Annotated in this window: 21 protein-coding genes; 9 read left to right on the forward strand and 12 right to left on the reverse strand. The window is 65.2% G+C overall.

Annotated features, from left to right (window positions below):
* Positions 1-10: 10 nt before the first annotated feature.
* From trkA to def, 4 genes are read right to left on the reverse strand one after another with little or no spacing between them, the layout of a single operon-like run.
* Entirely contained in the window at positions 11-1,384 is a 1,374-nt protein-coding gene (gene trkA / locus VJS90_RS19240; protein WP_324123202.1) for a Trk system potassium transporter TrkA, read from the reverse strand.
* Between the two features lie 15 nt (positions 1,385-1,399).
* A complete protein-coding gene (gene rsmB, locus VJS90_RS19245; RefSeq protein WP_324123203.1) occupies positions 1,400-2,710 on the reverse strand; it encodes a 16S rRNA (cytosine(967)-C(5))-methyltransferase RsmB in 1,311 nt (436 codons plus the stop codon).
* Positions 2,707-3,639: a methionyl-tRNA formyltransferase gene (gene fmt, locus VJS90_RS19250; RefSeq protein ID WP_324123204.1), complete on the reverse strand. Its 933-nt coding sequence runs from the start codon at positions 3,637-3,639 to the stop codon at positions 2,707-2,709. The genes rsmB and fmt overlap by 4 nt, the downstream gene beginning before the upstream one ends.
* A gap of 58 nt (positions 3,640-3,697) precedes the next feature.
* Entirely contained in the window at positions 3,698-4,204 is a 507-nt protein-coding gene (def, locus tag VJS90_RS19255; RefSeq protein ID WP_324123205.1) for a peptide deformylase, read from the reverse strand.
* Between the two features lie 209 nt (positions 4,205-4,413).
* Here def and dprA point away from each other — a divergent pair, with 209 nt between their 5' ends.
* Both dprA and VJS90_RS19265 read left to right on the forward strand, forming a co-directional pair.
* Positions 4,414-5,511, forward strand: coding sequence for a DNA-processing protein DprA (dprA, locus tag VJS90_RS19260; protein ID WP_324123206.1), 1,098 nt, complete (start codon positions 4,414-4,416; stop codon positions 5,509-5,511).
* A 36-nt stretch (positions 5,512-5,547) separates the two neighbouring features.
* Positions 5,548-6,105, forward strand: coding sequence for an L-threonylcarbamoyladenylate synthase (locus VJS90_RS19265; RefSeq protein ID WP_324123207.1), 558 nt, complete (start codon positions 5,548-5,550; stop codon positions 6,103-6,105).
* 73 nt (positions 6,106-6,178) lie between these two features.
* Here VJS90_RS19265 and VJS90_RS19270 read toward each other — a convergent pair whose 3' ends face one another.
* Entirely contained in the window at positions 6,179-7,156 is a 978-nt protein-coding gene (locus tag VJS90_RS19270; protein WP_324123208.1) for an NADPH:quinone reductase, read from the reverse strand.
* A 133-nt stretch (positions 7,157-7,289) separates the two neighbouring features.
* Between VJS90_RS19270 and hemF the strand changes: the two genes are divergently transcribed.
* Both hemF and aroE read left to right on the forward strand, forming a co-directional pair.
* A complete protein-coding gene (gene hemF / locus VJS90_RS19275; protein ID WP_324123209.1) occupies positions 7,290-8,219 on the forward strand; it encodes an oxygen-dependent coproporphyrinogen oxidase in 930 nt (309 codons plus the stop codon).
* Positions 8,220-8,244: 25 nt separating this feature from the next.
* Positions 8,245-9,066, forward strand: coding sequence for a shikimate dehydrogenase (aroE, locus tag VJS90_RS19280; protein ID WP_324123210.1), 822 nt, complete (start codon positions 8,245-8,247; stop codon positions 9,064-9,066).
* Here aroE and VJS90_RS19285 read toward each other — a convergent pair.
* The 3 genes from VJS90_RS19285 to betC form a co-directional block, all read right to left on the reverse strand.
* Entirely contained in the window at positions 9,063-10,628 is a 1,566-nt protein-coding gene (locus tag VJS90_RS19285; RefSeq protein WP_324123211.1) for a SulP family inorganic anion transporter, read from the reverse strand. The two genes, aroE and VJS90_RS19285, sit on opposite strands and share 4 nt — an antisense overlap.
* Before the next feature lie 147 nt (positions 10,629-10,775).
* A complete protein-coding gene (choX, locus tag VJS90_RS19290) occupies positions 10,776-11,699 on the reverse strand; it encodes a choline ABC transporter substrate-binding protein (RefSeq protein ID WP_324123212.1) in 924 nt (307 codons plus the stop codon).
* Between the two features lie 18 nt (positions 11,700-11,717).
* Positions 11,718-13,229, reverse strand: a complete 1,512-nt coding sequence (betC, locus tag VJS90_RS19295) for a choline-sulfatase (RefSeq protein ID WP_324123213.1) — start codon at positions 13,227-13,229, stop codon at positions 11,718-11,720.
* A gap of 111 nt (positions 13,230-13,340) precedes the next feature.
* On the opposite strand from betC, the gene VJS90_RS19300 reads away from it, so the two are divergent.
* Complete coding sequence (locus VJS90_RS19300; protein WP_324123214.1) at positions 13,341-14,246, forward strand: choline sulfate utilization transcriptional regulator; 906 nt, start codon at positions 13,341-13,343, stop codon at positions 14,244-14,246.
* 18 nt (positions 14,247-14,264) lie between these two features.
* Positions 14,265-14,597, forward strand: coding sequence for a DOPA 4,5-dioxygenase family protein (locus VJS90_RS19305; protein ID WP_324123215.1), 333 nt, complete (start codon positions 14,265-14,267; stop codon positions 14,595-14,597).
* A gap of 100 nt (positions 14,598-14,697) precedes the next feature.
* On the opposite strand, the gene trpA is transcribed toward VJS90_RS19305, so the two are convergent.
* Complete coding sequence (gene trpA / locus VJS90_RS19310; RefSeq protein WP_324123216.1) at positions 14,698-15,510, reverse strand: tryptophan synthase subunit alpha; 813 nt, start codon at positions 15,508-15,510, stop codon at positions 14,698-14,700.
* Entirely contained in the window at positions 15,507-16,724 is a 1,218-nt protein-coding gene (gene trpB, locus VJS90_RS19315; RefSeq protein ID WP_324123217.1) for a tryptophan synthase subunit beta, read from the reverse strand. Before trpB ends, trpA begins: the two co-directional genes overlap by 4 nt.
* A gap of 110 nt (positions 16,725-16,834) precedes the next feature.
* On the opposite strand from trpB, the gene VJS90_RS19320 reads away from it, so the two are divergent.
* On the forward strand, positions 16,835-17,731 hold the full coding sequence (locus tag VJS90_RS19320) for a LysR family transcriptional regulator (protein WP_324123218.1): 897 nt from the start codon (positions 16,835-16,837) through the stop codon (positions 17,729-17,731).
* Here the strand turns inward: VJS90_RS19320 and VJS90_RS19325 are convergent.
* Complete coding sequence (locus VJS90_RS19325; RefSeq protein WP_158460872.1) at positions 17,728-18,054, reverse strand: DUF883 family protein; 327 nt, start codon at positions 18,052-18,054, stop codon at positions 17,728-17,730. The genes VJS90_RS19320 and VJS90_RS19325 overlap by 4 nt on opposite strands.
* Positions 18,055-18,209: 155 nt before the next feature.
* On the opposite strand from VJS90_RS19325, the gene VJS90_RS19330 reads away from it, so the two are divergent.
* Together VJS90_RS19330 and VJS90_RS19335 are read left to right on the forward strand one after the other, a co-directional pair.
* On the forward strand, positions 18,210-18,425 hold the full coding sequence (locus VJS90_RS19330; RefSeq protein ID WP_324123219.1) for a dodecin: 216 nt from the start codon (positions 18,210-18,212) through the stop codon (positions 18,423-18,425).
* Between the two features lie 37 nt (positions 18,426-18,462).
* Positions 18,463-18,684 (forward strand): DUF1161 domain-containing protein, encoded by a 222-nt coding sequence (locus VJS90_RS19335; protein WP_324123220.1) that lies wholly within the window; start codon positions 18,463-18,465, stop codon positions 18,682-18,684.
* Positions 18,685-18,750: 66 nt separating this feature from the next.
* On the opposite strand, the gene VJS90_RS19340 is transcribed toward VJS90_RS19335, so the two are convergent.
* Entirely contained in the window at positions 18,751-19,755 is a 1,005-nt protein-coding gene (locus VJS90_RS19340; RefSeq protein WP_324123221.1) for an LLM class flavin-dependent oxidoreductase, read from the reverse strand.
* Between the last annotated feature and the right edge of the window lie 84 nt (positions 19,756-19,839).

Here is a 19,839-nt window from a genome sequence, read left to right on the forward strand (position 1 = left end):
TCGGGTTCTCCTAGAAAAAGCTCAGGCCCACGTGGAACAGCTTCTCGACGTCGCGGATGTACTTTTTATCCACAACGAACAGGATCACATGGTCGCCTGCCTCGATCACCGTATCGTCGTGGGCGATCAGCACCTCGTCGGCACGGATGATCGCACCGATGGTGGTGCCCTGGGGCAAGGCGATCTCGCCGATGGCCTTGCCGATCACCTTGCTCGACTTGGAGTCGCCGTGGGCGATCGCTTCAATGGCCTCGGCCGCCCCGCGGCGCAGTGAGTGCACGCTGACGATATCGCCACGGCGCACGTGGGCCAGCAAGGTGCCAATGGTCGCCAGCTGTGGACTGATGGCGATGTCGATCTCGCCGCCCTGCACCAGGTCGACGTAGGCCGGGTTGTTGATCAGCGTCATCACCTTGCGCGCGCCCAGGCGTTTGGCCAGCAGCGAGGACATGATATTGGCCTCGTCATCGTTGGTCAGGGCCAGGAAGATATCGGCCTCGGCAATGTTCTCTTCGAGCATCAGGTCCTTGTCGGAGGCGCTGCCCTGCAATACCACGGTGCTTTCCAGGTTGTCCGAGAGGTGCCGGCAACGGGCCGGGTTCATCTCGATGATCTTGACCTGGTAGCGGCTTTCGATGGCTTCGGCCAGGCGTTCGCCGATCTGCCCACCGCCCGCGATGACCACGCGCTTGTTGGTTTCATCGATGCTGCGCAACTCGCCCATCACGGCGCGGATGTGCGCCTTGGCGGCGATGAAGAACACCTCGTCATCGGCTTCGATGACGGTGTCGCCCTGGGGCTTGATCGGCCGGTCACGGCGGAAGATCGCCGCCACCCGGGTGTCAACGTTGGGCATGTGCGAGCGCAGCTGGCGCAGCTGTTGGCCGACCAGCGGGCCGCCGTGATAGGCCTTGACCGCCACCAGCTGCGCCTTGCCGTCGGCGAAGTCGATCACCTGCAAAGCGCCGGGATGTTCGATCAGGCGCTTGATGTAGTGGGTAACGACCTGCTCCGGGCTGATCAGCACATCCACCGGGATGGCCTCGTTGTCGAACAGACCGGCGCGCGTCAGGTACGCCGCCTCGCGCACCCGGGCGATCTTGGTCGGGGTGTGGAACAGCGTGTAGGCGACCTGGCAGGCCACCATGTTGGTCTCGTCGCTGTTGGTCACCGCCACCAGCATGTCGGCGTCGTCGGCGCCGGCCTGGCGCAGCACCGTGGGAAACGACCCACGGCCCTGCACGGTGCGGATATCGAGGCGGTCGCCCAGGTCCCGCAGGCGGTCGCCGTCGGTGTCGACCACCGTGATGTCATTGGCCTCACTGGCCAGGTGCTCGGCTAGCGTGCCGCCGACCTGCCCCGCACCGAGGATGATGATCTTCATCCGCTACTCCTACCGTTAGCCGCGCGTGGCGGCGATCTTGATCAGCTTGGCATAGTAGAAGCCATCGTGACCGCCTTCCTGGGCCAGCAACTGGCGGCCATGGGGCTGGTGCAGGCCGGCCTCGATGGCCATGTCCAGCTCACGGGCACCTGGGGTGCGGGCAAGAAACGCTTCGATCACCTCGGTGTTTTCCGTGGGCAGGCTGGAGCAGGTGGCATAGAGCAGCACGCCACCCACCGCCAGGGTCGGCCACAAGGCATCGAGCAACTCGCCTTGCAGGCTGGCCAGGGCCGGGATGTCGTCGGCCTGCCGGGTCAGCTTGATGTCCGGGTGACGGCGGATCACGCCGGTCGCCGAGCACGGGGCATCGAGCAGGACGCGCTGGAATGGCTTGCCGTCCCACCAGGTGGCGGTCTCGCGGGCATCGCAGGCGATCAGCTCGGCGTCCAGGCCCAGGCGGTCGAGGTTTTCACGAACCCGCGTCAGGCGCTTGGCTTCCAGGTCGATGGCCACGACCTGGTCCAGGCCGCTCTGGGCTTCGAGCAGGTGGCAGGTTTTTCCGCCAGGGGCGCAGCAGGCATCCAGCACGCGCTGGCCCGGGGCGAGGTCGAGCAGGTCGGCCGCCAGTTGCGCGGCTTCGTCCTGCACGCTGACCCAACCCTCGGCAAAGCCTGGGAGCGTGCGCACATCGCAGGCCTCGGCCAGCACGATGCCGTCCTGGCTGAAGCGGCACGCACTGGCGCCGACACCCGCGTCGGCCAGCAGCGCCAGGTAGGCATCGCGGGCGTGATGCCGGCGGTTGACCCGCAGGATCATCGGTGGATGCGCATTGTTGGCGGCGCAGATGGCTTCCCATTGCTCCGGCCAGAAGGCCTTGAGCGACTTCTGCAGCCAGCGCGGGTGAGCCGTGCGGACCACCGGGTCGCGCTCCATGCCGTCCAGCAGCGCCTGGCCTTCAGCTTGTGCGCGGCGCAGCACGGCATTGAGCAGGCCCTTGGCCCAGGGCTTTCTCAGTTTCTCGGCGCAGCCGACGGTCTCGCCGATGGCGGCATGGGCCGGGATACGTGTGTAGAACAACTGGTAAAGCCCCACCAGCAACAGCGCCTGCACGTCGCTGTCGGCACGCTTGAACGGCTTCTGCAGCAGTTGCTCGGCCAGCAGCGCCAGGCGTGGCTCCCAACGGGCGGTACCGAAGGCCAGGTCCTGGGTCAGGCCGCGGTCGCGCTCCTCGACCTTGTCCAGTTGCGCGGGCAATGCGCTGTTGAGCGAAGCCTTGCCGCTGAGCACGGAGGCCAGGGCGCGGGCGGCAGCCAGACGTGAGTTCATTGGCCAAGCACCGTGCCGGTGGCGAATTTCTCGCGGCGGCTGTTGAACAGGTCGCTGAAGTTCAGCGGCTTGCCGCCTGGCAATTGCAGGCGGGTCAGGCACAACGCCTGCTCGCCACAGGCGACCACCAGGCCGTCCTTGCTGGCGCCAAGGATCTCGCCAGGCACGCCCTGCCCTGTGGACAGGTTCGCGGCCAGCACCTTCACGCTTTCACCCCCCAGGGTGCTATGGCACACCGGCCATGGATTGAAGGCCCGCACCAGGCGCTCCAGCTCGTCGGCCGGGCGGCTCCAGTCGATGCGCGCTTCGTCCTTGTTCAGCTTGTGCGCATACGTGGCCAGCGCGTCGTCCTGCACTTCGCCTTCCAGGGTGCCTGCGGCCAGGCCCGCGATGGCCTCGAGCACCGCAGGCGGGCCCATTTCGGCGAGGCGGTCGTGGAGGCTGCCGCCGGTGTCACCGGCGCTGATCGGCGTGCTGACCTTGAGCAGCATCGGCCCGGTATCCAGGCCGGCTTCCATGCGCATCACAGTGACGCCGCTTTCGGCATCACCCGCTTGCACGGCGCGCTGGATCGGCGCGGCACCGCGCCAGCGAGGCAGCAGCGAGGCGTGACTGTTGATGCAGCCCAGGCGAGGAATATCGAGTACCGCTTGAGGCAGGATCAGGCCGTAGGCGACCACCACCATCAGGTCCGGTCGCAACGCGGCGAGTTCGGCCTGGGCCTCGGCGTTGCGCAAGGTCGGCGGTTGCAGCACCGGGATGTCGTGAGCGGCGGCCAGTTGCTTGACCGGGCTTGGCATGAGCTTTTGCCCGCGGCCCGCCGGACGGTCTGGCTGGGTGTAGACGGCCACGATCTCGTAGGGGCTGTCGAGCAGGGCTTTGAGGTGTTCGGCGGCAAACTCTGGGGTGCCTGCGAAGACAATGCGCATGGAGTTCTCGCTGGAAAAGAAAAAGGCTTGCCGGAGCAAGCCTTGGGAGGCGGCGGGATCAGGCTTGCTGGCGGTGCTGCTTTTCCAGTTTTTTCTTGATCCGGTCGCGTTTCAGCTGGGACAGGTAGTCGACGAACAGCTTGCCGTTGAGGTGATCGCATTCGTGCTGGATGCACACCGCGAGCAGGCCTTCGGCGACCAGTTCGTATGGCTTGCCGTCGCGGTCCAGGGCCTTGACCCGGACCTGCAGCGGACGGTCGACGTTCTCGTAGAAGCCAGGCACCGACAGGCAGCCTTCCTGGTACTGGCCCATGTCGTGGGTCAGTTCTTCGATCTCGGGGTTGATGAACACCCGGGGCTCGCTGCGATCTTCGCTCAGGTCCATCACCACCACACGCAGGTGCACGTTGACCTGGGTCGCGGCCAGGCCGATGCCAGGCGCTTCGTACATGGTTTCAAACATGTCATCGATCAGCTGGCGCAGGGCGTCGTCGACTTCCGTCACCGGCTTGGCGAGGGTACGAAGGCGCGGGTCCGGGAATTCGAGGATGTTCAGGATAGCCATAGTGTCCGAGCAGTACTGTGCGTTTGGTTGCAAACATGGACTCACATAATAAAGGGATTCGCTGCGTTCGGCACCTGCCAAAGCTTGGCTAGGGTATGAATGGATGCCTGGAAGCCGGTTCGATGGACAGGTTGTCAAACTATTATCAACACAGTTATCCACAGGTTGTGCCACGTGGATGACCGCCTGCCGATCAAGGATGAATCTGCATGTCGACCCCCTGCTACCCCGCCTGCCCACCCGCCGAACTCGAAGCCCGATTGCGTCTTCACCGCCTACCGCAGATCGGTGGCCAGCGGTTTCACAAGCTGATCCAGGCTTTTGGCAGTGCCTCCTGCGCGCTCGATGCACCCGCTGCTGCCTGGCGGTCGCTAGGCATTCCGGCAGCCAGCAGCGAGGCCCGGCGCAGCCCTGAAGTGCGTGAAGGCGCCGCTGCCGCCAGAGCCTGGATAGAGCGCCCGCACCAGCATTTGCTGATGTGGGACAGTCCTGGATATCCCGCGTTGCTCGCGGAAATAGACGACGCGCCGCCGCTGCTCTTCGTCGCTGGCAACCCCGCCATTCTCGACCAGCCGCAGCTTGCCATCATCGGCAGCCGCCGTGCCTCCCCTCCGGCGCTCGACAGCGCCGCAGGTTTTTCACGTTGTCTCGCCCAGGCCGGATTCACCATCACCAGCGGTCTTGCGCTAGGGGTCGATGGCGCTGCTCATCGGGCGGCGCTGGAGGCAGGCGGGCAAACAATTGGGGTGGTGGGTACCGGGCTGCAAAAACTTTATCCACAGAGTCATCGCGCACTGGCCCGGACTATGGTGGACAGCGGCAGCGCGCTGGTTTCGGAGTTTCCGCTCGACGCGGGGCCCTTGCCTGGCAACTTCCCCAGGCGCAACCGCATCATCAGCGGGCTGTCCGTGGGCGTGCTGGTGGTCGAAGCAGGCCTGGCCAGCGGATCGCTGATCACCGCCCGCCTCGCGGCCGAGCAAGGCCGCGAGGTGTATGCCATTCCGGGATCTATCCACCACCCAGGCGCCAAGGGTTGCCATCAACTGATCCGCGACGGGGCCCTGCTGGTCGAGAGCGTCGGGCAGATCATAGAAAGCCTGCGCGGCTGGCAGAACCTGCCACCGGCACCGGTCGCCCGCGTCGATCATCCATTGCTGGCATTGCTCCTCGCGGCCCCTCTGACCAGCGAAGGCCTGGCACGCAGCAGTGGCCAGCCGTTGGCCCAGGTACTGGCCAGCCTGACCGAGCTTGAGCTTGAAGGCCGCGTCAGCAATGCAGCTGGGCGTTGGTTTGCCCGTTGCGGCTAAGTACACTGCTCACAGCCTTTATGCGGAGAAACAGCAATGGTGAGCAGTTGGCGTGTGCAACAAGCCGCGCGTGAAATTCGGGCGGGCGCGGTGATCGCCTACCCTACCGAAGCGGTCTGGGGCCTGGGCTGTGACCCATGGAACGAAGAGGCGGTGGATCGCCTGCTGGCGATCAAGTCGCGCTCGGTGGACAAGGGGCTGATCCTGATCGCCGACAACATCCGTCAGTTCGACTTTCTGTTCGAGGATTTTCCCCAGGACTGGCTCGATCGCATGGCCAGCACCTGGCCGGGGCCGAACACGTGGCTGGTGCCTCATCAGGGCCTCCTGCCCGAGTGGGTGACCGGCGTGCATGACACAGTGGCCTTGCGGGTCAGCGATCATCCCGTGGTACGCGACCTGTGCGCCCTGGTGGGCCCGCTGATCTCGACCTCGGCCAATCCCCAGGGCCGGCCAGCGGCGAAGTCGCGGTTGCGGGTGGAGCAGTATTTCCGCGGGCAGGTGGACCTGGTGCTGGGCGGGGCGTTGGGTGGGCGCAGAAATCCGAGCGTGATCCGCAACCTGGCCACGGGGGAGACCGTCCGGCCGGGATAGCACTTGAAGAAATCACTGCACCCGCCAACCTGTGGGAGCGCGGGCTCCCAGAGGTTGGCGGGAACACGGCCTGTCAGGGCAGCAGGATGGTCGAGCCCACCGTCCGCCGTGCCGACAATTCGGTCTGCGCCTTGGCCGCTTCGGCCAGCGGATAGCGCTGCTGGATATCCACCTCCAGCTTGCCGCTGCTGATCATGGCGAACAGGTCATCCGCCATCGCCTGGGTGTTTTCGGCGTTGTTGGCGTAGGTGGCCAAGGTCGGACGGGTCACGTACAACGAACCCTTCTGCGACAGAATGCCAAGGTTCACGCCACTCACCGCGCCCGAGGCGTTGCCGAAGCTGACCATCAGGCCGCGGGGCTGCAGGCAGTCCAGCGAGGTCAGCCAGGTGTCGGCCCCCACCCCGTCATATACAACCGGGCACTTCTTGCCATCGGTCAGCTCCAGCACCCGCTGGGCCACATCTTCACGGCTGTAGTCGATGGTCTCCCACGCGCCCAGCGCCTTGGCGCGCTCGGCTTTTTCGGCCGAACTGACGGTACCGATCAACCGCGCGCCCAGCGCCTTGGCCCACTGGCACGCAAGCGAGCCGACACCACCGGCAGCGGCGTGGAACAGAATCGTGTCGCCCGGCTGCACGGCGTAGGTCTGCTTGAACAGGTACTGCACCGTCAGCCCTTTGAGCATCACCGCGGCGGCCTGCTCGAAGCTGATGCTGTCGGGCAGCTTGACCAGATTGGCCTCAGGCAGCGTATGCACCTCGCTATAGGCGCCCAGCGGACCTCCGCCATAGGCGACACGGTCACCGACCTTGAGCCGGGTGACCTGCTCGCCGACAGCCTCGACCACGCCCGCGCCCTCGGTGCCCAGGCCCGATGGCAGGGCCGGCGGCGGGTAAAGCCCGCTGCGGAAGTAGGTGTCGATGAAATTCAGGCCGATCGCCTGGTTGCGCACGCGGACCTGTTGCGGGCCCGGTGCCGCAGGTTCGAAATCGACGAGTTGCAACACTTCAGGGCCGCCGTGCTGGCTGAACTGGATACGCTTGGCCATCTCTCACTCCTGTTGTCGACAATAGGGCAAACGCCTATCGGACGCCTTTGCTCGATTGCCGTCAACTGCGGCGTGCCGGTTGCCGGTGGTATGCTACCCGGCGAAATCTGCCCAGCCCCACCCAGGTGACCTGATGACTAGCCGCACCGAGGCCGTGAAAGCCTACCTGCTCGACCTGCAAGACCGCATCTGCAACGCCCTCGAGACCGAGGACGGCGGCGCCCGCTTCGTCGAGGATGCCTGGGTGCGCGAAGCGGGCGGTGGTGGACGCACGCGGGTGATCGGCGAAGGCAAGCTGATCGAGAAAGGTGGCGTGAACTTCTCCCATGTCTTCGGCAAGGGGCTGCCGCCCTCGGCCAGCGCCCACCGCCCGGAGCTCGCAGGTCGCGGCTTCGAGGCGCTTGGCGTGTCGCTGGTGATCCACCCGCATAACCCTCACGTGCCGACGTCCCACGCCAACGTGCGCTTCTTCATCGCCGAAAAGGAAGGCGAGGAAGCGGTCTGGTGGTTCGGCGGTGGCTTCGACCTCACGCCCTACTACGGTAACGAGGAAGACTGCGTGCACTGGCACCGGGTGGCCGAGCGCGCCTGCGCGCCTTTCGGCGCCGATGTCTATCCCCGCTACAAGGCCTGGTGCGACCGCTATTTCCACCTCAAGCACCGCGGCGAGCCGCGCGGCATTGGCGGGCTGTTCTTCGATGACCTGAACGCGTGGGACTTCGACACCTGCTTTGCATTCATCCGCGCCATCGGCGACGCCTTCGTCGATGCCTACCTGCCCATCGTCCAGCGCCGCAAGCACACCCCGTTCACCGCCGAACAGCGCGAGTTCCAGGAATACCGCCGCGGGCGTTACGTCGAGTTCAACCTGGTCTATGACCGCGGCACGCTGTTCGGCCTGCAATCGGGCGGGCGTACCGAGTCGATCCTGATGTCGCTACCGCCGCAGGTGCGCTGGGGCTACGATTGGAAGGCCGCTCCCGGCAGCGAGGAAGCGCGCCTGACCGAGTACTACCTGCAAGACCGCGACTGGCTAGGCCAGGCCGGCAACCCTACGCTGTGATCTGAAACGCTCAGGAGCCCTTTCCATGGACCAGTACGTTGTTTTCGGCAACCCGATCGGCCACAGCAAGTCGCCGTTGATCCATCGCCTGTTCGCTGACCAGACCGGCGAAGACATCGAGTACAACACCCTGCTCGCGCCGCTGGACAATTTCAGTGACTGCGCGCGGGGTTTCTTCAAGCAGGGCCACGGCGCCAACGTGACCGTGCCGTTCAAGGAAGAGGCGTTTCGCCTGGCCGATACCCTGACCCCACGCGCGCGGCGCGCGGGGGCGGTCAACACCCTGACGGAGCTCGACGACGGCACCCTGGAAGGCGATAACACCGATGGCGCGGGGCTGGTGCGCGACCTGATGGTCAACGCCGGCGTGGCGCTCGCTGGCAAACGAATCCTTATCCTGGGAGCCGGCGGCGCGGTGCGCGGCGTGCTGGAGCCGATCCTGGCGCAGAGACCGCAGACGCTGGTGATCGCCAACCGCACGGTGGAAAAGGCCGAACAGCTGGCACGCGAGTTCGCCGACCTGGGCCCGGTGGCCGCCAGCGGTTTTGCCTGGTTGCAGGAGCCGGTGGACCTGATCATCAACGCCACGTCGGCCAGCCTGGCAGGCGAGATGCCACCGATCGCCGACAGTCTGGTGCAGCCTGGGCTGACCGTGTGCTACGACATGATGTACGCCAAGGAACCCACCCCGTTCTGCGCATGGGCCAGCAAGCTGGGTGCCGCCAAGGTGCTCGATGGCCTGGGCATGCTCGCCGAGCAGGCTGCCGAAGCCTTCTACATCTGGCGTGACGTGCGCCCGGACACCGCGCCGGTGCTGGCCGAGCTGCGCCGTCAATTGGCTCGCTAGTCCTCGAAACGGATCGGGCACTGCGCTGCCCCTTCCAGCTTGTGCAATTCCTCGATCACCTGGGGCCTGGCGCGTTGCAGCGTCAGGCTGCCGCCGGTGCGCGCCAGGCGGCGAGCCTCGCGGTGCAGCATGTCGACGCCTGAATAGTCGATGAAATTGATCTGCCGCGCATCGATCACCACATGCGGGCCCTGGCAGCGTTGCAGTCGCACCTGCATGTAGTGGCTGGCGCCAAAGAAGATCGATCCGCCGACCCGCAGCACGTCTGCGTCCCCTTCGCGTGACTGTTGCACCCTGGGCCGCGAGGTGCGCTTGAGGTAGAAGAACAGCGAGGCCAGGACACCTGCATAGATAGCGGTCTGCAGTTCCAGCAGCAAGGTCGCGGCAGCGGTCAGGGCCATTACCAGGAACTCCGAGCGGCTGACCCGGAACAGCGCCCGGATACCCCGATGATCGACCAGCCCCCAGCAGATCAGCAGGATACCGCCCGCCATGGCCGGGATCGGCAGCTGTGCGATCAGGCCGGCGCCGGTCACCGCGAACAGCGCGACCCACAGCGCCGAAAAGACCCCCGCCAGCGGCGAGTGGGCACCGGCGTCATGGCTCAGCCCCGAGCGGGTGAACGACCCCGAGGACAAGTAGCCCGAAAACACTGCGCCCACCATGTTCGACAGGCCTTGGGCGCGGACCTCCTGGTTGGCATCGATCAACTGCTCGGACCGGGCAGAGAGCGAGCGGGCGATCGACAGGCTGGTGACCAGCCCCAGCATTCCCACTGCCACGGCACTGGGCAGCAGGCGCAGGATCGCCTCCAGGTCCAGCAGCGGCAAGGGACTAAGCGGCGGCAACTGGCCGACGAACCCCGGTACTCGCTGGACCTGGCCAAAATAGCCCGGCAGCAGCAAGGCCAGCAGACTGACGCCGACCAGACTTATCAACAGCCCCGGCCAGCGCGGACGCCACGACTTGAGCGCCACGCCGCAGGCGAGCGTGGCCAGGCCCAGCACGAGCGACGGAGTGTCCACGTCCCTTGCGTGGCCGATCAGATCCTGCAGTGTCTTGAGCGCGGTGGCTTGGCTGGGCAGGTGCATGCCGAGCAGGTTGGGCATCTGGCCCAGGGCAATCACCACGGCCGCGCCGAGGGTGAAGCCAAGCACCACGGAATGGGAAACGAAGTTGACCAGGGCGCCGAAGCGCAGCAGGCCGAGCAACAGCTGGAACACGCCTGCCAGGAACGTCAGCAGCAGGACCAGCGTGACGTAGTCATCGCTGCCGCTGACCGCCAGGGGGCTGACGCTGGTGTAGAGCACGATGGAGATGGCGGCGGTCGGGCCGCAGATCAGGTGCCAGGACGAGCCCCAGAGGCAGGCGATCAGCACCGGCACGATGGCGGCGTAAAGGCCGTATTCGGCGGGCAGGCCGGCGATCAGGGCGTAGGCGATGGACTGCGGCAGGGCCAGGATCGCACCGCTCAGGCCCACCAGCAGATCGCGGCGCATGGTGGTGCGGGTCTGGCGCGGGAGCCACGTGAGAAATGGCAGGAGTTGATCAAGCCTGGGCATGCGGGTTCTCAGCGATGACACACCATCCTTCTGCATGACGGCGAGATACCTGTGGGAGATTCCAGAGTGTATGGCAACCCCTGTGGGAGATCCTATGTTGGTGAGCAAACCTGTGGGAGCGGGCTGGTCCCACAGGCGTCTCGCCATTTATAACCTGGCGGCTACCGCGGTCTTGGCATCGGCACCCTCGTGGGTGGTGACACCGCTCAGCCATTCGTCCAGCACCTCGGGATGCGCCTTCACCCACGCCTTGGCCGCTGCATCGAAGCTCACCTTCTTATCCACAACCTCGGCCATGATGGCGTTTTCCATGTCCAGGGTAAAACGCAGATTGCCGAGCAGCTTCGCCGCATTCGGGCAGGCCTGTGGATAATCCTTGCGCGTCAGGGTGAACACCTCGCCCTTGCTGCCGAACCATTTTTCTCCCCCGGCAAGGTAATGCATCTTCAGCTTCACGTTCATCGGGTGCGGGGTCCAGCCCAGGAATGTGATGAACTGTTTTTTCTGGGCGGCGCGCTGCACCTGCGCCAGCATCGCCTGCTCGCTGGACTCGACCAGCTTCCAGTCGCCGAGCGCGAATTCGTTCTTGTCGATGATCTCCTGGAGCGACAGGTTGGCGGGGGCGCCGGAGCCGATGCCATAGATCTTCTTGTCGAACTCGCCGGCATGTTTTTGCAGGTCGGCGAACGACCTGACCCCGGCATCCCATACGTAATCCGGAACCGCGAGCGTGAACTCGGTGCCTTCCAGGTTGCGGCTCAACTGCCTGACGTCCCCGGTGGCGATGAACTTGTCATGGAAACTTTGCTGGGCCGGCATCCAGTTGCCGAGGAAGGCGTCGACCTTGCCATCCTTGAGGCCGCCATAAATGATCGGCACCGCCAGGCTCTCGATCTTCACCTGATAGCCCAGGTTTTCCAGCAGCAAACGGGCAACAGCATTGGTGGACGCGATGTCGCTCCAGCCAGGGTCGGCCATCTTCACGGTACTGCAACTGGCGTCTTCGGCGCTGGCCGAGGCGCCAGCCAGGCTCAGGACCAGGGTAATCGCGGCTGTGGACAAGTGTTTCATCGCGCTCTCTCTGCTCAATTACGGGGCGGGCTGTGGATAACGGGCCTTGCGCTCGAGGTCGTCGAGGTCGATGTGATTGCGCATGTACTGTTGGCTGGCATCCACCATGGGTTGGTGGTCCCAGCTTTTCAGCGTGCCGATGGACAGCGCCTCGGCCACCAGGCGGCGGCGGCGCTGGCTGGCCAGGACGTGCTGGCGCAGGCTGGGGATATCCCAGCGCTGGCGGGCTTCATCGGCGAATGCCTGCAGCAGCGCCTGGTGATCGGGGCTGCTGGCGAGGTTCTCCCGCTCGTGCGGGTCACGGCTCAGGTCATAGAGTAGCCAAGGGTCATCCTCGCTGTACACGAACTTGTAGGCGCCCCGGCGAATCATCATCAGCGGCCCGACCGTGCCCTCGGCCATGTATTCGCCGATCACCTCGTCATGGCCACCCTGCCCTTGCAGATGCCCGAGCAGCGAGCGGCCATCGAGCGGCAGGCCGGCCTCGACGCGGCCACCGGCCAGCGCCACCAGCGTCGGCAACAGGTCGCAGGTCGACACCGCCGCGCTCACCCTGCCCGGCTCGAACTGTCCCGGCGCATGTACCAGCAGGGGTACCCGGGCCGCCATCTCGAACCAGTGCATCTTGTACCAGAGGCCCCGTTCGCCAAGCATGTCGCCGTGATCGCCCGAGAACACGATGATGGTGTCATCGGCCAGGCCGGTTTCCTCCAGCGTCTCCAGCAACTTGCCGATGTTGTTGTCGATATAGCTGCAGGCGCCGAAGTAGGCGCGCCGGGCATCGCGGATCTTTTCGGCGGGCAGCGGCTTGTCCCACAGGTCGTAGACCTTGAGCAGGCGTTGCGCGTGCGGGTCCTGCTCGTGCTGGGCCAGCGGATGGGACGGCATCGGGATCTCGACGTCCTGGTACAGGTCCCACCAGCGCTTGGGAATGGTGTAGGGATCATGCGGGTGGGTCATCGACACGGTCAGGCAGAACGGCCTGCCATCGGCCTCGCGTACATGGTCGTAGAGGTACTGGCGAGCCTTGAACACCACTTCTTCGTCGAAATCCAGCTGGTTGGTGCGTACGCAAGGACCGGCCTGCAGCACCGAGGACATGTTGTGGTACCAGCTTGGGCGCTCGTCCGGCGCATCCCAGTTCACTGCCCAGCCATAGTCGGCGGGATAGATGTCGCTGGTCAGGCGCTCCTCGTAGCCGTGCAACTGGTCGGGGCCGCAGAAGTGCATCTTGCCTGACAGTGCGGTGCGGTAGCCAAGGCGGCGCAAGTAATGGGCATAGGTGGGCGTGTCGGCCGGGAAATCGGCCGCGTTGTCATAGGCGCCGATGCGGCTGGGCAACTGCCCACTGACCAGGGTGAAGCGCGACGGCGCGCAGAGCGGGCTGTTGCAGTACGCGGCATCGAACACCACCGCCTGCTCGGCGAGGCGGCTGAGGTGAGGCATCCTGATGGGCGACGGGCCATGGATCGGCAGCAAGGGGGCAGCCATCTGGTCGGCCATGATAAAGAGGATGTTCTTGCGCTTCATGGAGGCGATTTCCATCTTCGAGGTTTATGTGAGGCTCTTGCCATCGAGGATGGAGCTGTGGATAACATGGGTAAAGCCCACGCCGGGCAATGACTGGGATTAGCCACACTTATGCTTGAGTCGCTGGGGGACGTGTCGCTGGACAGCCTGCGGGTGTTCGAGGCCGCGGCTCGCCTGCGTGGCTTTACCGCGGCGGCGCTGGAGCTGGGTACCACGCAGCCGGCCATCAGCCAGCAGGTCAAGCGCCTGGAAGCGCAACTGGGGACCCGACTGTTCGACCGGATCTACCGCGGCATCGAACTGACCGAGGCGGGCCTGTTGCTGTTCGAGCAGGTTCATCAAGGGTTGCAGGTCATCGACGAGGGCATCGTGCAGGCGTGCGGGCACGACCAGCGCGAGGTGCTGCAGGTCGCCACCGACTTCGCCTTCGCCGCCTTCTGGCTGATGCCCCGGCTACAGCGTTTCCATGAGGCCAATCCGCAGGTGGATGTCAGCCTGGTCACCGGCGAGCGCAGCCAGGCGATGCTGCGTCCTGACATCGACGTGGCGGTGTTGTTCGGCGATGGGCGCTTTCATCAGGGTGAAAGCCTGCGGCTGTTCGACGAAGAGGTCTTCCCGGTGTGCAGCCCACGGCTGACGCAGGGCCAGGCCTTGTCGCCCGAGCGTTTGCAGCGCATGCCCCTGCTGCACTTGCGCGGCGAACAGGCCAGCCGCTGGTTCGACTGGACGGGCGTGTTCCGCGCCCTCGGGCTCGACAGCCCGCCCGCGCCAGGGCAGCTGCGCTTCGACAACTACACGTTGCTGATCCAGGCGGCGATTGCCGGGCAAGGGGTGGCGATTGGTTGGGGGCATCTGGTCGATGCGTTGGTTGAGCAAGGCCTGCTGTGCCGACCCATGGAAGGAAGCTTGCGCTCGGCACGGGGCTATTATGTGGTCTTGCCGCCGCGCAAGCGCCGAGGGGCGCTGATCCAGCGCTTCGTCGACTGGCTGGGCGAAGAGCGGCAGCGTCAGGGTTAATTCATTTCAGGAGTGATTGTGCAAAGGATCAAGGGGTATCACGCTCACGTCTACTATGACGCCAGCACCCTGGAGCAGGCCCGAGAGCTGTGCGAGGAGGCAGCGCGGCTGTTTCCGGTGACCATGGGGCGCATGTACCAGAAGCCGGTAGGCCCGCACCCGGACTGGAGCTGCCAGCTGGCGTTCGCGCCGGAGGTGGTGGGGGTGGTGTTGCCGTGGCTGGCGCTGTATCGGCGCGGGCTGGTGGTGTTCCTGCATCCGCTGACCGGCGATGAACTGGCTGATCATCGGGATCATGCGATCTGGATGGGGGCGGTGCGGCCGTTGAAGCTGGAGCTGTTTGGAGGCTGAAGTGGTTTCAGATGACTCTCTGTGATCTGAAACATCGGGCTGGGGATCACCGCGGCTCCCACAGGGCACCGCGGCGACTTCAGGGTGTTTTACCCAAGCTTCAGCCCTTGCGTGCGCCGCGCACACCTTCGGCCAGGGCCGAGCACAGCGCGAGCACATCGCTTACCGCCTGGTCGGCGCTCTTGGCCTGGGCGATCTTGTCGATCAGCGCCGAACCCACCACCACGCCATCGGCCAACCGGGCAATCGCCGCGGCCTGCTCGGGGGTGCGGATGCCAAAGCCGACGCTTACCGGCAGATCGGTATGGCGGCGCAGGCGGGCGATCGCTTCGCCGACATGCTCGGTGGTCGCCGAGCCCGCGCCGGTGACGCCGGCCACGGACACGTAGTAGACGAACCCGGAGCTGCGCTCGAGCACCCGCGGCAGACGCACGTCATCGGTGGTCGGGGTGGTCAGGCGGATGAAGTCGATGCCGGCGGCCTGGGCCGGGGTGGCCAGCTCGCCATCATGCTCGGGCGGCAGGTCAACGATGATCAGGCCATCGACGCCGGCTTCCTTGGCCTGGGCAACAAAGTTATCCACACCAAAGCGATGGATCGGGTTGTAGTAGCCCATCAGCACGATCGGCGTGACCTGGTCGTCGACCCGGAACTCGCGAACCATCTGCAGGGTTTTCGCCAGGGTCTGACCGGCTTCCAGCGCACGCAGCGTGGCCAGCTGGATGGCCACGCCGTCGGCCATCGGATCGGTGAAGGGCATGCCCAGCTCGATCACGTCGGCGCCAGCTGCCGGCAAACCCTTGAGGATCGCCAGCGAGGCGTCATAGCCCGGGTCGCCCGCGGTGATGAAGGTCACCAGCGCGGAGCGGCCTTCGGCTTTCAGGTCGGCGAAACGTTGTTCAAGACGGCTCATGCCTGTTTCTCCTGGGCAGCCATGTGGTTCATCACGGTTTGCATGTCTTTGTCGCCGCGCCCGGACAGGCACACCACCATCAGGTGGTCCTTGGGCAGGTTCGGCGCGCGCTTGATCGCCTCGGCCAGGGCGTGGGAGGTTTCCAGCGCCGGGATGATGCCTTCGAGGCGGCAGGTGGCGTGGAAGGCGTCCAGCGCCTCGTCATCGGTGATGCTGACGTACTCGACGCGCTTCACTTCGTGCAGGTGGGCGTGCTCGGGGCCGATGCCGGGGTAGTCAAGGCCGGCGGAGATGGAGTGGGCATCGGTGATCTGACCGTCTTCATCCTGCAGCAGGTAGGTGCGGTTGCCGTGCAGCACGCCTGGCACGCCGCCATTGAGGCTGGCGGCATGCTTGTCGGTGTCCACGCCATGGCCGCCGGCCTCGACGCCAATGATCTGCACGCTGGCATCATCGAGGAACTCGTGGAACAGGCCCATGGCATTGGAGCCGCCACCGACGCAGGCGATCAGGCTGTCGGGCAGGCGACCTTCCTTTTCCTGCAACTGGGCGCGGGTTTCCTTGCCGATGATCGACTGGAAGTCGCGGACCATCGCGGGATACGGGTGCGGGCCGGCCACAGTGCCGATCAGATAGAAGGTGTCGTCGACGTTGGTGACCCAGTCGCGCAACGCCTCGTTCATGGCGTCCTTCAGGGTGCCGGTGCCCGCGGTCACCGGGACGATCTCGGCGCCCAGCAGCTTCATGCGGAACACGTTGGCCTGTTGGCGCTCGATATCGGTGGCGCCCATGTAGATCACGCAGGGCAGGCCGAAGCGCGCGGCAACGGTGGCGGTGGCCACGCCGTGCATGCCGGCGCCGGTCTCGGCGATCAGGCGTTTCTTGCCCATGCGCCGGGCCAGCAGCACCTGGCCGATGCAGTTGTTCACCTTGTGCGCGCCCGTGTGGTTGAGCTCTTCGCGCTTGAAGAAGATCTTCGCGCCGCCGCAGTGCTCGGTCAGGCGTTCGGCGAAGTACAGCGGGTTAGGGCGGCCGATGTAGTCGCGCTGGAAGTACGCCAGCTCTTCAAGAAATTGCGGGTCGGCCTTGGCGGCTTCGTATTCGCGGGCCAGGTCGAGCACCAATGGCATCAGGGTTTCTGCGACGTAGCGGCCGCCGAAAGAGCCGAACAGGCCATTGGCATCGGGGCCGGCGCGGAAGTTGGTCTGGGTCATGGGTCGCTCCAGGGCGTGACGGATAAGGTATGGGCTTTACTCTACCCACGACGAGCACGTCTGAAAACCGATAAGATTGCTTAAACCTGTCAGGAAAACTCACACGTCTCATGCGCCAGGATCTCCCTCCCCTTAATGCCCTGCGAGCCTTCGAGGCTGCGGCCAGGCTCAACAGCATCAGCCAGGCGGCCGAGCAATTGCACGTTACCCATGGCGCCGTCAGTCGACAGATCAAGGTGTTGGAGGAGCACTTGGGGATCAGCCTGTTCGTCAAGGACGGGCGTGGCGTGAAACTCACAGATTCCGGTGTGCGCCTGCGCGACGCAACGGGCGAGGCGTTCGAGCGGTTGCGCGGGGTGTGCGGCGAGTTGAGCCGTGACAGCAGCGATGCGCCGTTCGTGCTGGGCTGCTCGGGAAGCTTGCTGGCGCGCTGGTTCATCCCGCGGCTGGGCCGGCTGAAGGCTGACCTGCCCGAGCTGCGCCTGCATCTGTCGGCGGGGGAAGGCGATCTCGATCCACGTCGGCCGGGGCTCGACGCCTTGCTGGTATTCGCCGAGCCGCCGTGGCCGACGGACATGCAGGTGCATGTCCTGGCCGAGGAGTGCATCGGGCCTGTGCTCAGCCCGCACTTCGCAGGCTTCGCGCGGCTGCAGGCCGCGCCTGCCAGAGCCTTGATGGACGAAACCCTGCTGCAGACCACCTCGCGGCCACAGGCATGGCCGACATGGGCCCACGAGCAGGGCCTGGACCCGGCGGACCTGACGTTCGGCCAGGATTTCGAACATTTGTATTACTTGCTGGAGGCGGCCGTGGCGGGCCTGGGGGTGGCCATCGCGCCGCAACCCCTGGTTGCCGACGACCTGCGCGCAGGACGGCTGACCGCCCCGTGGGGTTTCAGCCCGACGCCAGCAGCGCTGGCGCTGTGGGTGCCACGGCGCGCCGCGGACGGGCGCGCCGAGCAGCTGGCGCGATGGCTACGTGAAGAGCTCGCGCGCCAGACCGCTTAGTGGTTGCGCTTGCACAGCAGCCAGGCAGCGACCAGGCCAAGTGCGCCGACGGCGACACCTGCGGTGGTCCAAGGATGGTCCTGGGCGTAGTCGCGGGTAGCGATGCCGGTCTGCTTGGTGCGGGTCTTGACCTCTGCATAGGCATCGGTCAGCAGGCTGCGCGAATGCTGAAGAGCATTTTCGGCGTTGCTCTTGAGTGCCTTGAGGGACTTGGTCGACTCGTCCGAGGCATCGCCCTTCATGGACTCCAGTGTCTTGAGCAGGCTAACGATCTCGGCTTCCATGCTTTCCAGCGACGTCTTGCGCAGCGGGTTATGGGCCATGGTGTCTCTCCTTCGCAGTGGGATGGGCTATGTAAGGATGCGACTGTGGGTTGGCGGGAAAGTGCAATCGAACTTTGTGCGGCCCGGGCCGCTCGCAGGTAAATCGGCACTGCGCTGCTAGGCTCTATTCCACCGCTAAAAACAGGAGAGTACCCATGAGTGATCATCGCACCTACAAGCAGATCGAACTGGTTGGTTCCTCGGCCACCAGCATCGACGATGCCATCCGCAACGCCATCGCCGAAGCGGGCAAGACCATCAAGCTTCTGGAGTGGTTCGAAGTGGTCGAGACGCGTGGCCACATCGAAAACAATCAGGTCGCACATTTCCAGGTGACCCTGAAGGTAGGCTTCCGCATCGCCAACAGCTGATTCCAGTGGATTGAAATCTGAACAAGGAATGCGTTCGATGAAAAAAACCGTATTGGCCTTCGGCCTGATGACAATGGCGGGCTCGGTGCTGGCTGCTGGCACGCCTTGCGAAGAAATCAAGGCAGAGATTGCCGGCAAGCTCGATGCCAAGGGGGTGCAGGGCTACACCCTGGAGGTTGTCGACCAAGGCACCCCGGCCGGGAAAGTAATCGGCAGCTGTGAGGCCGGTACCAAGGAGATTGTCTACCGGCGCGAATGAAGGACCGCCTGCCTTTCAGTCTCCCTGTCGGGCTGTGGGAGGTCACCCTCCCACAGGTTGCCCCGATCAGTCCTGACGCAGTGCCTGCGCCAGCAGCTCGTACGACTTCACCCGGTCCGCATGCTCATACAGGTCACAGGTGAAGATCAGCTCGTCAGCCCCCGTCTGCTCCAGCAGCACCTCAACCTTGGCCCGCACTTTCTGTGGGCTGCCAATCATCGCCAGCCCCAGGAAACTGCTTACCGCATCGCGCTCGTGGGGCAGCCACAGGCCATCCATGCTTTGCACCGGCGGGCGTTGCATCAGGCTCTGGCCACGAATCAGGGCGAGGATGCGCTGGTATACCGAAGTGGCCAGGTAGTTGGCCTGCTCGTCGGTCTCGGCGACAACCATGGGCACACCCAGCATCACATAGGGCTTGTCGAGTACCGCCGATGGCTGGAAGTGATCGCGGTAGATCCGGATCGCCTCATGCATGTAGCGCGGCGCGAAATGCGAGGCAAAGGCGTAGGGCAAGCCGCGCATGCCTGCCAGTTGGGCGCTGAACAGGCTTGAGCCGAGCAGCCAGACCGGCACCTCGGTGCCATGCCCCGGTACTGCGATGACGCGCTGGTCCGGGGTGCGGGGGCCCAGGTAGCGCACCAGTTCCTCGACATCGTCCGGGAAATCGTCGGCGCTGCCGGAGCGCTCGCGGCGCAGGGCGCGTGCGGTCATCTGGTCGGAGCCTGGGGCCCGGCCGAGGCCCAGGTCGATACGCCCGGGGTACAGGCTGGCCAAGGTACCGAACTGCTCGGCGATCACCAGCGGGGCGTGGTTGGGCAGCATCACGCCCCCCGCGCCCACGCGAATGGTCGATGTGCCCCCGGCAAGATAACCCAGCAGTACCGATGTGGCCGAACTGGCAATACCATCCATGTTGTGGTGTTCGGCCACCCAGAAACGGTTATAGCCCAGGCGTTCGGCATGTTGCGCCAGGTCGAGCGAATTGCGCAGCGACTGGGCAGGCCCGGAGTCGTCGCGCACGGGCACCAGGTCGAGGGTCGAAATTTTCAGATCGCGCAAATGCGTCATGGGCGTGCAGCCTCCAGGAAGTGGGTCGGCCATCGGCCTTTATGCTTCTGTATGGGCACATTCGAAGGATTCAATGGCGACGGA

The sequence above is a fragment of the Pseudomonas sp. genome, assembly GCF_035277045.1.
Taxonomy (GTDB): domain Bacteria; phylum Pseudomonadota; class Gammaproteobacteria; order Pseudomonadales; family Pseudomonadaceae; genus Aquipseudomonas.

Bases quoted from the DNA above. Each gene is read 5' to 3' on its own strand.
- trkA (WP_324123202.1), bottom strand. From the start codon at position 1,384: ATGAAGATCATCATCCTCGGTGCGGGGCAGGTCGGCGGCACGCTAGCC.
- rsmB (WP_324123203.1), bottom strand. From the start codon at position 2,710: ATGAACTCACGTCTGGCTGCCGCCCGCGCCCTGGCCTCCGTGCTCAGC.
- fmt (WP_324123204.1), bottom strand. From the start codon at position 3,639: ATGCGCATTGTCTTCGCAGGCACCCCAGAGTTTGCCGCCGAACACCTC.
- def (WP_324123205.1), bottom strand. From the start codon at position 4,204: ATGGCTATCCTGAACATCCTCGAATTCCCGGACCCGCGCCTTCGTACC.
- dprA (WP_324123206.1), top strand. From the start codon at position 4,414: ATGTCGACCCCCTGCTACCCCGCCTGCCCACCCGCCGAACTCGAAGCC.
- VJS90_RS19265 (WP_324123207.1), top strand. From the start codon at position 5,548: ATGGTGAGCAGTTGGCGTGTGCAACAAGCCGCGCGTGAAATTCGGGCG.
- VJS90_RS19270 (WP_324123208.1), bottom strand. From the start codon at position 7,156: ATGGCCAAGCGTATCCAGTTCAGCCAGCACGGCGGCCCTGAAGTGTTG.
- hemF (WP_324123209.1), top strand. From the start codon at position 7,290: ATGACTAGCCGCACCGAGGCCGTGAAAGCCTACCTGCTCGACCTGCAA.
- aroE (WP_324123210.1), top strand. From the start codon at position 8,245: ATGGACCAGTACGTTGTTTTCGGCAACCCGATCGGCCACAGCAAGTCG.
- VJS90_RS19285 (WP_324123211.1), bottom strand. From the start codon at position 10,628: ATGCCCAGGCTTGATCAACTCCTGCCATTTCTCACGTGGCTCCCGCGC.
- choX (WP_324123212.1), bottom strand. From the start codon at position 11,699: ATGAAACACTTGTCCACAGCCGCGATTACCCTGGTCCTGAGCCTGGCT.
- betC (WP_324123213.1), bottom strand. From the start codon at position 13,229: ATGAAGCGCAAGAACATCCTCTTTATCATGGCCGACCAGATGGCTGCC.
- VJS90_RS19300 (WP_324123214.1), top strand. From the start codon at position 13,341: ATGCTTGAGTCGCTGGGGGACGTGTCGCTGGACAGCCTGCGGGTGTTC.
- trpA (WP_324123216.1), bottom strand. From the start codon at position 15,510: ATGAGCCGTCTTGAACAACGTTTCGCCGACCTGAAAGCCGAAGGCCGC.
- trpB (WP_324123217.1), bottom strand. From the start codon at position 16,724: ATGACCCAGACCAACTTCCGCGCCGGCCCCGATGCCAATGGCCTGTTC.
- VJS90_RS19320 (WP_324123218.1), top strand. From the start codon at position 16,835: ATGCGCCAGGATCTCCCTCCCCTTAATGCCCTGCGAGCCTTCGAGGCT.
- VJS90_RS19325 (WP_158460872.1), bottom strand. From the start codon at position 18,054: ATGGCCCATAACCCGCTGCGCAAGACGTCGCTGGAAAGCATGGAAGCC.
- VJS90_RS19330 (WP_324123219.1), top strand. From the start codon at position 18,210: ATGAGTGATCATCGCACCTACAAGCAGATCGAACTGGTTGGTTCCTCG.
- VJS90_RS19335 (WP_324123220.1), top strand. From the start codon at position 18,463: ATGAAAAAAACCGTATTGGCCTTCGGCCTGATGACAATGGCGGGCTCG.
- VJS90_RS19340 (WP_324123221.1), bottom strand. From the start codon at position 19,755: ATGACGCATTTGCGCGATCTGAAAATTTCGACCCTCGACCTGGTGCCC.